Here is a 12,500-nt window from a genome sequence, read left to right on the forward strand (position 1 = left end):
TCTGCTCCTTCTGCGGACACCTTTGTCGCCGCAAGATGAGTAATAGGATGAGCCGCCGTGAGAGCGCGCGCCTCGTCCCGAGGTGTTGTGATCATTGATGCTCACCGAATCCTCGCGAGGACATGACAAGGACCGCCGACACCCGAACGCGCGCCGTGCGCCTCGTGATGCTCTTCCTGCCATCCGTCATCGTGCTCGTCGCGGTCGGCCTGACGACGCTCGTCGCGCTCACGGTGCAGGAGCGGAGCATCCGGGAGGCGACGACGCAGCGCGTGCACGACGTGGCGCGCGGCCTCGCCGAGCTGATCGAGGTCCGCACGGCGGTGGAGGCGGCCGGTCCGATCGGGACCGCCGGGCGCCCCGCCGACGCATCCTCCCTCGCGACGGCGACCGCGGCGCTGCAGCCGCTGGCGGACGTGATCCAGCGCACGGCCGGGGTGTACTACGTCGTGATCACCGACGACGAGGGCGTGCGGATCACGCATCCCGATCCGTCTCAGCGAGGGGTCCAGGTGTCGACCACCACGGAGCCGGTGCTCGCGGGGGAGGAGTTCGTCGGCACCGAGACGGGGCCGTCGGGGGCCTCGCTCCGCGCGAAGGTGCCCGTGATCGGCTCGGACGGGGCTGTGGTCGGCATGGTGGCCGTGGGCATCCTCGAGTCGAGCATCTCCGCCCAGACGGCCGCGGGCGTCGAGAAGCTGCTGCCCTGGGCATCCGCCGCGCTCATCGTCGCAACCCTCGCGAGCTCGCTGCTCGCGGCCGCGATCGAGCGACGGTTCCGGAGGAGCGACGCCATGGAGGCGGAGCACCGCCAGCTGCGTCATGTGACGGCGGCGCTGCGCGAGCAGGCGCATGAGTTCGGCACCCGACTCCACGTGATCCACGGACTCGTCTCGCACGGCGATCGCGCAGAGGCGCTCCAGTACATCGAAGGGGTCGTGCCCGTCCTCTCCGGGAACGGGGGCGAGGGGGTCTCGCGGCCCTCGGGGCTGCTGAGCGCGAGCATCGAGGCGCTCCGCTCCGAGCTGAGCGCGCGTGGAACGCGGCTCGAGACCGACATGGATCCGGACGTCCCGATCGACGAGGGAGTGCTCCTCGTCTTCGCGAATCTCGCGCGCAACGCCGCCGAGGCCGGGGCGTCGTCGGTGCGCTGCTCGCTGCGGCAGGTCGACGGCCGGTTCGTCGGAGCCGTCGAAGACGACGGGCCCGGCATTGACCCCGCCGACGTCGATCGCGTCTTCACGCGCGGCTATTCGTCGAAGCCGGACGCGTCGGGCGTCGGGCGCGGGATCGGCCTGGCGCTCGTCCGGCGCACCGTCACGTCGCGCGGCGGCACCATCGAGCTGCGTCGATCCGCGCTGGGCGGGTCGCGTTTCGACTTCGATCTGGGTGCCGAGCGATGAGCGAGCGGATCGGGGTGCTCATCGTGGACGACGATGCCGCGGCGCGCGCCCTGCACAGCCGGTTCGTCGCTGAGACGCCGGGGTTCTACGTGGCGGCGACGGCGGCCACTGGGCGAGCGGCGCTCGCCCAGCTCGGACGCGGCGTCGATCTCGTGCTCCTCGACATGCGGCTTCCCGACATCAGCGGGATCGAGGTTCTGCACCGTCTGCGGACCTTGGGCGAGGCCGGGGCGGATGTCCTCGTGATCAGCTCGTCCCACGATCAGGTGACGGTCCGGCAGGCGCTCGCCGCACGCGTCTCGGGATACCTCGTGAAGCCGTTCACGCAGGAGGCGCTCCAGGAACGGCTGCGAGCGTACGCGGCCGACGCCGACCGACGACGGGCAGACGCTGCAGATCGGCGTCTCTCCCAGGGCGAGATCGATCGCCTCCTCGCCGTCGGCACCACGCGGGCTCCCGAACGACCGAGGCGCGAGGGGCGTGTCGAGCTTCCCAAGGGACTCGCCGCGCAGACACTCGAGCGCGTCCTCGCGGCGCTTGACCCCGTCCGCTCGGTCTCCGCCGAGGAACTCGCGGCCACGTGCGGGATCTCGCGCGCGACGGCTCGCCGGTACCTCGAGCACCTCGTCGCCGAGGGGCGGATCGACATCGCGCACAGCTACGGGCGGCGGGGCCGCCCGCGCGTGCTCTATCGGCTGGCCCCGGCGCCGTCAGGCTGACGGCACGCGCGCATCAGCGGCTGTCAGGGCGGGCCGCGGAGTCAGCATCAGGGCGGTGGCGATCGCCGCCGCGGTGAGACCGAGGACACCGGTGGTGAGCAGCGCGAGGCCGGCGGGCCACACCGTGTGGTGCTCGGCCTCGTAGGTGTATCCGTCGTACGTCCGGGTGAACTCGAGCGTTCCGCTGCTCGTCAGCACGATCCCGACGACGAGCGCGACGACCGGGATGCTCCATGCCAGCCCCCACGCCAGGCGTCGTCGGGCCGACCACGGGTCGTCGATCTGCTCGGCCGAGGCCGCATCGAGATCGAGTCGGTGCTGTTCGTGCTCAGGCGCGTCTGAATCCACGTCTGCACCCTATCGGCGACGAGCGGGCCGAGGCGCGGACACGACGGGCGGCGGCGCCTGCCGTCTACCCGCGTGCGTGTCAGAAGGGTGGTGGTTCGTCGTCGGGTGGGGTGAAGCGGGCGACGGGTGGTGGGGTATCGGTATAGACGCGTCCGTTCGGGGACGTCCATTCGAGCACGCCGCCAGGGCCCTGGGTGACGGTCCATTCGGTCATCTGCTCGAGCATGTGATGCGTTTCACACAAGTACTCGAGGTTCGCCACGTTCGTGGGGCCGCCCCGGGAGTGGGGATGGGTGTGGTCGACGTCGACGTAGTGCTTCCGGATGGCCTGCCGGCACCCGGGGAACCGGCACCGCTCATCTCGCGCCTTCAGGAACCGCCGCTGCGCGGTGGTGGGGAATCTCTGGTCGACGGTGAGGAGGACCCCGGTGTGCGCGTCGGTGAAGGCGCGGTTCCAGATGGTGGCGTCGGCGGCGATCTGCTTGGCGTCGATGATCGGGATGGGTCCTGCCCCGGCGAGGGTGGCGCCCTCGGTCCGGTTCGTGGGGTCGGCGAGCGCCGTGGCGGGGATGGTGATGTGCACGCTCCCGCGAATCGCCCCGAGCCCGACGGGCTTCATGGCCGGCTTCCGTGCGGGCCCTGCGGCGGGGCCGAATGCTGAACCCGCGGCCGTGCTCTCGTTCACCCCGTCGGCTGTGTCCGTGTCCGTGTCGCTCAGCGCGCCGAGTCCGACATCCCCGCCCTTCGCATCGGCCGCGCCGCCCGTGCCGTCCGCGGTGGCGCCGAGTCCGACGTCGCCGGTCTTCGCGTCCGCCTCGCCCGCACGGTCGCCCTCGGGCGTCTGGGGGAAGGTGGCGCCGTAGAGGTGGTCGTGGCCGGTGGGGGTGCCGGTGAGGGTGAGGTCGGTGAAGATGTCCGCCCGGATCTCATCCAAGGTGCGGTCATCCGCGAGCGCGGCCGGGTCGCCGGCGCGGCGGGCGGCGGCGCGGGCGGTGATGACGGTCTTGGCCATCTGGTCGATGCGGTCCATCATCCCGAGCCCGAGCACGTTCGCGACCTCCGCATCGAACGCGCCCATCGCGTCCTCCCCGGGACGGAACCCCACCCGCCGCCTCCGCCTGGCGGCCTTGTGGCGGTCGCTGATCGAGACCGGGTCCAGTTCCTGCGCGATCTTCCGCGCCACCTCCGCCAACGCCGCCGCGGTCATCGGCACCCGGTCCAGCCGCTCCAGCACCCGCACCTCATACGTCGCCCGCAGGGCAGGGTCGTCGAGCCGGTCCCCGCACAGCACGATCGTGCGCGCGTGCGGGAGCGACACCGTCCCCGCCGCGAGCCGGTCCCGCACGACCGGGAACCGGGACACCAGGTTCGTCGCGTCGTTCATCTGCCGCTCCACCGACCGGCCCGGGGTGTGCGTGGCCGCGGCGATCTCCTCCGCGATCGCCCGATGCGCCCACGCCCGCGACGAGCCCCCGGCCGCGACCTGCCGCTCATGCTGCGCCCACGCCACCTGCGACGCCGACGCCAACGCCATCTGACGCGCCGCCTGCGCATGCGCGATCACCCTGTCCGCCGCCCGGATCGCCTCGATCGCCGACTCCACCGCCGCACGCTCCGAAGCCGTCGGGGACGGACCATCCCCTTCACCCCACACAGCCCCATCGCTCATGACACCAGTGTCCCGCCCACCACGGACATTCGAAGACCCCTACGAGCCAGAACGAAGCACAAAAGGTCACGGAACGATAACGAAACGAAGGGTCTCGGAGCCTCCGACAGGGGGCGTGCACCGCGCGGCGCCAACGAGATGTGTGGCTGACGGTGCGGTTTCCCGGGCCCGGGCCGTCCAGCGACCCCGCCTCACACTCTCCGCTCGGCCCAGCCCCATGCCTCGAGCGCGACCTCGATCTCGCGGCCATCGATCTCGACGACCGCCGTGCGTGCCGCGTCAGACAGATTCGCCGCGAGGACCACCTCGCGACCGTCGCGTCGCCCTCCGACCGCCCACAGCAGACCGTCCGGGCTCGCGCCGGACAGCAGCTCCGCGCCAGAGAGTGCCGCCAGGGCACCTACCGCCGTCGCGGCGGGAGTCGCCGCACCATCGGCGGTGTATAGACCACGCGTCCCCCACTCCTCGAAGTACGCGACGCTCGACACGCCAGAAACGGCGAACGCCGCCGCGCTCGCGATGACCCACGCCGCGAGCTCTGGCGCAGCCTGACGATCGTCGACGGCGCCTGTGAACTCGGCGCCGTACCCCTCCGCGAGGTCGTCGCGCGACGGCATCGGCGCGGGGGCGGTGGCGACGTTGTTGTACCGGGGCCGCAAGGTCACCGGACCGACGTGCACGGGCAAGTCGCGCGCGATGCGGACAGCCTGCTCGGCCGTGAGCCGCTGCATCGCGACCGACTCCACGAGCTGCTCGGTTCCGAGGGCGTGGAACAGCGGGGTCGACGCGAACACGACGCCGTCGGCATCCGCGGGGAGGTCGGCCTGCTCGCGGTTCAGCTCGGTGAAGTGCGAGCGAGCGCCCGCCAGAATCTGCGCCGAGAGGCCTGCACGCGAGAGAGCGTGCCGCAGCGCCGACACGTGGACCGACCGGGACGTGTGCGCCTGACGCGCGAACCCGGCGATCCGACGGATCTCGCGATCGGCGAGCGCGTCGATCGCGGCGTCGAGAGCGCGGACGGCCGCAGGGGAGAGGTCCTCGTCGTCCTGCGGGAGCACGAGGCGCACGTCGAGCGGTCGCTTCGGCACGCGATGAAGCGCCGCACGCCAGTTCGGGGCGGCGAGATCGAGCTCGACGAGAAGCGTGTCGCCGATCGGCGGGATGGCCGGTGCCGGGTCTGGTGCGGATGATGCGCACGTGAGAATCTCGGGGAACGCACCGGATGGCAAGAGCCCGATCCGCGAGGACACCGCGTGATCCGGCTCAGGCTCGCCCGCGACCGAGATCTCGATCGACTGCCGCAGCTCCTGTCCCGCCGCGACCGGGTACGGGAACGGCAGGTCGAGCGGTCGGCTGTAGGTCTTGAAGGAGGCGTCCGTCCAGTTGCGCTGATCCTCCATCTCGAACACGTCGCCCGAGAACGCGACCGCCACATCCATCCCCGCATCGCGCCATCCGAGCCGGGTGATGCCGCGGACGGGCTGATGCGGGCTGATCGCGGTCGGGAACGCCGTGCGCTCGGAGGACCCGTCCGCGTGGACGACATCGAGGGCCGCGCCGGCGAGGTGCGGCGGATGGAGCGCGACGAGCCCCGTGCGATTCGTGAGCCAGTCGACGGTGGAGGCGCCGCGCCATCCGATCGTCAGCCGGTCGCCGTCCGCTCGGACGCGGACCGCGCCCGAGATCGCCGCGCCGAAGTCATCGGCGTGCACGGAGATCTCGAGGGCGCCGGGCGACGCTGCGACCGCATCCACGTGCATGGCCGGCGTGTTCCAGTCGCGGTCGCGAGCCACCGCCCGGACGCCGCGGAGCACGACCCGGCCTCGCCATCGCACGTCTGCGAGCTCGTCGCCGCGTCGTTCGAGCGACCAGGGGCCGCTGCGCCAGGTCTCGGAGGGCGTGCGCCAGGAATCGTCGTGGGTCACGGAGCGTCGTCTCTCGAGAGCCGGTCAGAGGGTGGTCATGCCGCCGTCGACCGCGAACAGCGCGCCGGTCGCGAAGGCTCCGTCGTCGCTCGCGAGGAAGACCATGATCCCCTCGACGTCCGACGGGGCTCCCGCGCGGCCGAGCGGGATCCGGCCGATGATCGCGGCGCGCGCCTCGGGGTCGCTTGTGATCGTCGTCACGAGCGACGTCTCGGTGTACGCGGGGACGACCGTGTTCACGCGGATGTTGCGGTCGGCGTACGCGGCCGCGACGGTCCGCGCAAGTCCGTGGATGCCCGCCTTCGACGCGCTGTAGGCGGTGAAGTCCCTGCCCTCGCCGTTGATGCCCGTCGGGCTCCCGGTGAGGATGATCGACCCGCCGCCCCGGGGAAGCATCGCTCGCACGGCGTGCTTGACCGTCAGGAAGGTGCCCGTCAGGTTGACGTCGATCGTGCGCCGCCACACATCGAGGTCGAGGTCGGCCGCCGGCGCATCCTGGCCGAAGAGCTGCACGCCCGCGTTCGCGACGACGACGTCGGGCGACCAGCCCGCGCCATCCAGCTCCGCGAACGCGGCCTCGACGCTCTGCTCCTGCGCGATGTCGACGGCGACGGCGCGTGCGCGATCCGCGCCGATCCGCGCAGCCGCGGCGGATCCGGCCTCCGCGTCGCGGTCGGCGATGACGACGCGCGCACCCTCAGCGGCGAAGCGGGCGGCCACGGCGAAGCCGATTCCCGTCGCCGATCCGGTGATGAGGGCGGTCTTTCCCTGGAGCCTGGTCATCGTCGTCCTATCGCTTGATCTCGTCGAGGTGCAGCATGCGCGCGAGGTTCTTGTCGAGCTCGTCGTCGCGGAAGATCTTCTTCCAGTCCTCCTTGATGATGCTCTCGCGTCCGTAGTCCATCGCGATGAGGCACGCGTCGCTGAAGGGGTTGTCGCCGCGCAGGCCGTTGGCGAGCGCGACCTGCGTGTGCCCGTAGAGGATGCTGCGCGCGGCCGCCTCGGGCACGCCCATCGTGTGCACGGCCTCCTGCAGCGCCTCGTTCAGCAGGTCCCCGATCATGCAGGCGACCGTCTCGACGAGGGTCGGCTCGAGCTGTGCGAGCTGCTTGACCGTCACCCAGTGCACGTCGATCACAGGAGCGTAGATCGCGCGGACGGTCGCCTCGACGATCTCCTTCTTCGCGGGGTCGTCCGACTCCACGGCGGCGATGGCATCCTGCGGCGCCGCGATGCCGCCGAACGTGTCGGCCCACTGCTCGGGGGTCTCGCGCTGCAGGAAGATCGACGGATGGCACGGGTGCGCGACCGCCTGGACGACATCCTCGCGCGTGGTGAGGAGGCCCGCATAGGCGGCGGCGGGGTCGAGAGTGAGGACGATCGTGCCGGGCCGGAGCTGCGGCACGAGCTCGGCGGTGACGGGGCCGAGCGCGAGGTCGGGGACGGCGAGGACGACGATCTCCGCGTCGGCGACGGCGGTCGCGGCGTCCGAGAGCGCACGACCGGCGGCCCGCACGCGCTCCTGCCCGGCGGGGGAGTTCTCGACATACCAGACCACGTGATCGGTCTGCGCGAGATTGTTCGAGACGCGGGTCCCCATCTTCCCCCCGGCGCCGAAGACGGCGATCCGATAGGTGCTCTGCGCTGTCGCGGTGTCGGTCATGACGTGCTCCTCAGATAGTCGAGGGCTCGACGGGTCCACGCCCGCTCGGCCCGGATGGTGGTGTCGGGATCGCCCTGCCAGGGCAGCCAGTGCTCGACGATCTCGTTGATGCCGCGCTCGCGCGGACGCACGATGCGCAGCAGATGCTCGTAGTCGTGGAGACCGTCGCCGAGCGGGGAGCCGGAGTAGGTGAATCCGACCCAGCCCTCCTGCCGCGCGAAGGCGAAGTCCTTCACATGGACGCTCTTCACATGAGCCGCGGTCGCCTCGACGCACTCCGTCGGCGATTCGAGTCGGGCGACGACGTTCGCCGGATCGAGGCAGATCCCGAGCGCGGGGCTGTCGATCCGCTCGATCAGCGCGACGAGCTGCCGCGTGGCGACCTGCTCGTAGGTCTCGAGGGCGAGGACGAGGCCGGCCGCGCGGTAGGCGGGGAGGGCCGTCCTCAGCCAGGACTCTGCCTCGGCCGGAGACGGGCGACTCCCGGGAGCATGCACCATGCTGCGCACGAGGCGCGCTTCGAAGAGCTCCGCGATGCGCGCGAACCGCTCGAGATGATCGGGCGCGACACCTTTCGTGCCGAGCTCGATCGCCATCCCGAGCTCGCGCGCGACGCGGGCGGTCTCGCGGAGCTCGCGGTCGGACATCCGCTCGAGGGGCGCGTAGTCGCAGATCTGGAACAGGCCGACATCGAGATCGCGCGTCGCCTCGAGCGCGGCGCGCAGCGAGAGCGGCTCCCGCGCGCGCTCGGAGTGCTGCCAGAAGAAGGCGTAGGTTCCGAGCCCGATCACGACCGAGACCTCGCGAGCGCGTCTGCCTCGTCGACGACGGCGACGAGGGCGTCGGGGTCGTGCGCGAAGCGGCCGAGGAAGAGCCCGTCGATGTCGTCGCCGAGTCGAGCGAGGAGGCCGGGGCCCGCCGAGCCGCCGTACACGACCGACGAGCCGTCGCGGTCGGGGAGCTCAGCGAGTGCCGCCGTGAGTGCGCGGCCCACCGCGCGGATGTGCTCCGCGGGCGCGGGCTCGGGCGCTCCGATCGCCCACACGGGCTCGTAGGCGGCGATGACCGGCCCCGCCGGGGCGTCCGCGAGGGCGGCACGGAGCTGCGCGACCGTGGATTCGGCCGCGACCCCCGGGGCGACCGGCTCGGTCTCGCCGAGGCAGAGGACGGGTGTGAGTCCGTTCCGGAGTGCGGCGGCCGTCTTGCGCGCGACGACGCCGTCGTCCTCGCCGAACAGGCGCCTCCGCTCGGCGTGGCCGACCTCCGCGATCGACGCGCCGATCTCGGCGAGTTCGACCGGAGAGACCTCGCCCGTGTACGGCCCTGCGTCGTGCTCGGCGACATCCTGGGCGCCGATGCGGACCGGGGTCCCGGCGAACGCGGTGACGGCGGGAATGATCTGCAGGAAGGTCGGGATCACGAAGAGCTCGACGCGCCCGGAGCGGATGGCCTCATGCCGGCGCACGCGCTCGGCGACCGCGGCGAACCACGCGGTCGCCTGACGGTGGCCGAAGTACATCTTCAGGCTCACCCCCACCCGGACGCGCGCCATCAGCAGGAGCCCGTGTGCTCGAACTCGTCGATGACCGCGACCTTCGCCGCGGACGCGCTCGCGGTGTCGAAGCGGTAGATGAGCCACTCCCGCACGAGGCGGCGAGCGAGCTCGATGCCCACGACGCGCTGGCCCATGGTGAGCACCTGGGCGTTGTTGGACAGCACGCCGCGCTCGACGCTGAAGCTGTCGTGGGCGGTGACGGCGCGGATGCCGGGAACCTTGTTCGCCGCGATCGCGACGCCCAGACCGGTTCCGCAGATGAGCAGGGCGCGGTCGGCGGAGCCGTCGGCGACGCGCTGCGCCGCCTCGATCGCGACGCGGGGGTACGGCGTGTGACCGTCTGCGCCCACGCCGACATCGACCACCGACGCGACGCCCGGGTTCTGCTCGAGGTCGCGCTTGAGAATCTCCTTGTAGTCGTAGCCGGCGTCATCGCAGCCGATCACGATCCGCAGCTGGTCGGTCATGAGCTCTCCTTCATCACGTCTGCATGTCTCGCTTCGCGCGGGTCTGGTGGGGCGATTCCGGCCGGATTCGAGACATGGTGGGTGGGGACCGGCGAATCGAGGACGTCGACGACGGCCGTGACGATGAGCGCGAGCGAGTGCGCGCCCGGGTCCGGGGTGCCGATCGCCTTCTCGGCGTGGGTGCGCGAGCGGCCCATGCGGGGGAGGAGGTCGGCGGTCGCGGCGGCCGACTCGGTCGCGGCCTGCGCGGCGATGCGCCAGGCATCGGCGAGCGCGGTGTCCCGGCCCACCGCGGCGGACAGGGCCTCGGCGAACGGGACCAGTGCGTCGACGAGCGTCTTGTCGCCGACCTGCGCCTTGCCGTACGCCATCACGCGGTCCGCCGCCTCCACGACGCCCTGCGCGATGGCGTCGGGGGAGGGGCGGTCGCGATCGCCGAGGCGGTCGGCGACCGTCGAGAGGATGACACCCCACAGGGCGCCGGATGTCCCTCCCGCGCGATCCGACCAGGCATCGGCCGCGCGCGCGAGCGTCGTGCCGGCGCCGGCTCCCTCCGCAAATGCCTGACGCGCGGCATCGCGCGCAGCGCGGGAGCCCCGCTGCATCCCGATGCCGTGGTCGCCGTCGCCCGCGACCGCGTCCATCCGGCCGAGCTCGTCGACGTGGGCGTCCACGGTGTCCGCGATGGCCTCGATGATCGAGAGCACGCGCTGCGCGGCCCGTCGGGAGTCGGCACCCGCGACGAGGGGAGACGGTGCGGAGGGGGCGGCGCCGCGATCGGCCGGGGCTGCGTCCTCCTCCACGGTCGCGGGTGCGAGCGCTCCGCGGCGGTACGCGGGCGTGTCGACGGGCGTCTCCCAGAGGGCGGCGAGCTCGTCGTCGAGCCAGAAGAGCGTGAGGGATGTCCCGGCCATGTCGAAGGACGTGCAGTACTCGCCCACGTGCGGATCCACGACGTCGAGCCCTGCGCTCTCGAGCAGCTGCGCGATGCGGCGGTACACGACGAACATCTCCTCGTACTTGAGTGCGCCGAGCCCGTTGAGGATGGGGATGACGCGCGCGCCTCGGGGCGACTCGACGCCCTCCGGCAGCTCGGCGAGGAGACGCGTCACGAGCAGCTCGGCGAGCGCGTCGGCGGAGGGCACGTCCGTCTCGTCGATACCCGGCTCGCCGTGGATCCCGAGACCGACCGCCATCCGGTTCTCGGCGACCTCGAACAGGGGCTCGTCCGCGCCAGGGAGGGTGCAGCCCGTGAACGCGACGCCGAACGACCGGGTGCGCTCGTTCGCCAGGCGGGCCGCCCGGGCGACCTCGGCGAGCGGGTACCCCGCTTCGGCTGCCGCGCCCGCGATCCGGAAGACGGTGAGGTCGCCCGCGATGCCGCGCCGGCGATGCCTCTCGGCGGGCGGCGCGGAGGAGATGTCGTCGGTGACCGTCACGGTCTCGCAGGGGATGCCTGCTTCGCGCAGCCGTTCCTGCGCCGCGTCGAAGTTCAGCACGTCGCCGGCGTAGTTGCCGTACGAGAAGAGGACGCCACGGCCGCGGTGGGCGGCTCTCGCCACGGCCAGCACCTGCTGCGTCGAGGGCGATGCGAACAGGTTGCCCATCGCGGCCCCGTGCGCGAGGCCTCGGCCGACCAGGCCTCCGAAGGCGGGGTAGTGGCCCGAGCCGCCTCCCACGACGACCGCGACCTCGCCCCGCGGCGATGCGCTCGCCCTGACCACTCCGCCGGACACGCGGCGAACGCAGCGGCTGTTGGCCGCGACGAACCCGTCGATCATCTCGTCCGCGAAATCGGCCGGGTCGTTCCAGAGGCGGGTCATCGTCGAGCTCCTTCGGAGAGGCGTTCCCTCATTGTGCACAACCGGTTGACCAATTACAAGTCCGTGCCGTGATCCGAGCGCGGGCCGGAGGGTCGGTAGGTTGGGGGACATGCCCGCCTACCCGGATGCCGCGCCCGACGACATCGCGTCTGCTCTCGGCACCCTGCCCTCCGGGAGCCCGGTGTCGGAGGTCGCGCGACGGCTGCTCGACCTCTTCACGGGCGGCTCCATCGCGCCGGGCACGCGCCTTCCGCCCGAGCGCCAGCTCGCGGCGTCGCTCGGGGTCGGCCGCTCGGCCGTGCGCGAGGCGCTCGCCGCACTCGAGATCCTCGGGATCGTCGACGTGCGCCCCGGGTCGGGGACATACCTTCGCGGAGAGACGAGCGAGCTTCTCCCGCAGACCCTGCGCTGGGGACTGCTCATCGGAGAGCGCAACACGGTGCAGCTGCTCGAGCTGCGCGCCGGGCTGGAGATCTACGTGGCTCGGCTCGCCGCGGGTCGCATGAAGCCGGAGCAGCACGCGGAGCTCGCGCAGCACGTGCGCTCCATGGCCGAGAGCCTCGACGATCTCGGCGCGTTCGCTCGCGCCGACCGCGAGTTCCATCAGACGCTCGCCGAGGCGGCGGGCAACGCCCTCCTCGTCGACCTGCTGCACGTCGTGCGATCTCTCCTGCAGGTCTACGCCGATCGCGCCGTCGACGATCGCGAGGCGGCGGCTGTCGCGCTCCGCGAGCACGAGGCGATCCTTCAGGCCATCCACGCGGCCGATGAGGATGCCGCAGCCTCGTCGATGGCCGTCCACATGGCGACGGCGAGCGACAGGCTCCGCGCCGAGCTCTGACCGGCGCGGAGCCCTTCGCCGGTGCCCTCATCCGGTGGACGTCCTCGCCGCCTTGCGCAATACCGGCGCGAGTCGTTGTCCGGGGAC

12 protein-coding genes are annotated in these 12,500 nt (G+C 72.0%); 3 read left to right on the forward strand and 9 right to left on the reverse strand.

Features of this window, described 5'->3' with window-relative positions:
* Window positions 1-122: 122 nt before the first annotated feature.
* On the forward strand, window positions 123-1,403 hold the full coding sequence (locus M1D46_RS08835; protein WP_456285328.1) for an ATP-binding protein: 1,281 nt from the start codon (window positions 123-125) through the stop codon (window positions 1,401-1,403).
* Window positions 1,400-2,122, forward strand: coding sequence for a response regulator (locus M1D46_RS08840; RefSeq protein WP_324011681.1), 723 nt, complete (start codon window positions 1,400-1,402; stop codon window positions 2,120-2,122). Before M1D46_RS08835 ends, M1D46_RS08840 begins: the two co-directional genes overlap by 4 nt.
* Here the strand turns inward: M1D46_RS08840 and M1D46_RS08845 are convergent.
* The 9 genes from M1D46_RS08845 to M1D46_RS08885 all read right to left on the reverse strand — a co-directional run bounded on the left by M1D46_RS08845 (window position 2,114) and on the right by M1D46_RS08885 (window position 11,572).
* Window positions 2,114-2,470 carry a hypothetical protein gene (locus tag M1D46_RS08845; RefSeq protein ID WP_456285329.1) on the reverse strand — a complete coding sequence of 119 codons (357 nt, stop codon included), beginning with the start codon at window positions 2,468-2,470 and terminating at the stop codon, window positions 2,114-2,116. The two genes, M1D46_RS08840 and M1D46_RS08845, sit on opposite strands and share 9 nt — an antisense overlap.
* Before the next feature lie 79 nt (window positions 2,471-2,549).
* Entirely contained in the window at window positions 2,550-4,139 is a 1,590-nt protein-coding gene (locus M1D46_RS08850) for a DUF222 domain-containing protein (RefSeq protein WP_456285330.1), read from the reverse strand.
* Window positions 4,140-4,330: 191 nt separating this feature from the next.
* Window positions 4,331-6,064: a hypothetical protein gene (locus tag M1D46_RS08855; protein ID WP_456285331.1), complete on the reverse strand. Its 1,734-nt coding sequence runs from the start codon at window positions 6,062-6,064 to the stop codon at window positions 4,331-4,333.
* Between the two features lie 24 nt (window positions 6,065-6,088).
* The gene (locus M1D46_RS08860; protein WP_456285332.1) at window positions 6,089-6,847 is read right to left on the reverse strand and encodes an SDR family NAD(P)-dependent oxidoreductase; all 759 of its coding nucleotides are present in this window, start codon (window positions 6,845-6,847) and stop codon (window positions 6,089-6,091) included.
* Between the two features lie 7 nt (window positions 6,848-6,854).
* Complete coding sequence (locus M1D46_RS08865; protein ID WP_456285333.1) at window positions 6,855-7,727, reverse strand: phosphogluconate dehydrogenase C-terminal domain-containing protein; 873 nt, start codon at window positions 7,725-7,727, stop codon at window positions 6,855-6,857.
* On the reverse strand, window positions 7,724-8,518 hold the full coding sequence (locus M1D46_RS08870) for a sugar phosphate isomerase/epimerase family protein (protein ID WP_456285334.1): 795 nt from the start codon (window positions 8,516-8,518) through the stop codon (window positions 7,724-7,726). The genes M1D46_RS08865 and M1D46_RS08870 overlap by 4 nt, the downstream gene beginning before the upstream one ends.
* Window positions 8,515-9,279 carry a triose-phosphate isomerase family protein gene (locus M1D46_RS08875; RefSeq protein ID WP_456285335.1) on the reverse strand — a complete coding sequence of 255 codons (765 nt, stop codon included), beginning with the start codon at window positions 9,277-9,279 and terminating at the stop codon, window positions 8,515-8,517. The genes M1D46_RS08870 and M1D46_RS08875 overlap by 4 nt, the downstream gene beginning before the upstream one ends.
* Window positions 9,279-9,749 carry a ribose-5-phosphate isomerase gene (locus M1D46_RS08880; protein ID WP_456285336.1) on the reverse strand — a complete coding sequence of 157 codons (471 nt, stop codon included), beginning with the start codon at window positions 9,747-9,749 and terminating at the stop codon, window positions 9,279-9,281. The genes M1D46_RS08875 and M1D46_RS08880 overlap by 1 nt, the downstream gene beginning before the upstream one ends.
* Entirely contained in the window at window positions 9,746-11,572 is a 1,827-nt protein-coding gene (locus M1D46_RS08885) for a dihydroxyacetone kinase family protein (RefSeq protein WP_456285337.1), read from the reverse strand. Before M1D46_RS08885 ends, M1D46_RS08880 begins: the two co-directional genes overlap by 4 nt.
* Before the next feature lie 109 nt (window positions 11,573-11,681).
* Between M1D46_RS08885 and M1D46_RS08890 the strand changes: the two genes are divergently transcribed.
* Complete coding sequence (locus M1D46_RS08890; RefSeq protein WP_456285338.1) at window positions 11,682-12,413, forward strand: FadR/GntR family transcriptional regulator; 732 nt, start codon at window positions 11,682-11,684, stop codon at window positions 12,411-12,413.
* Window positions 12,414-12,500 lie beyond the last annotated feature (87 nt).

The organism is Microbacterium sp. JZ70 (assembly GCF_053903225.1).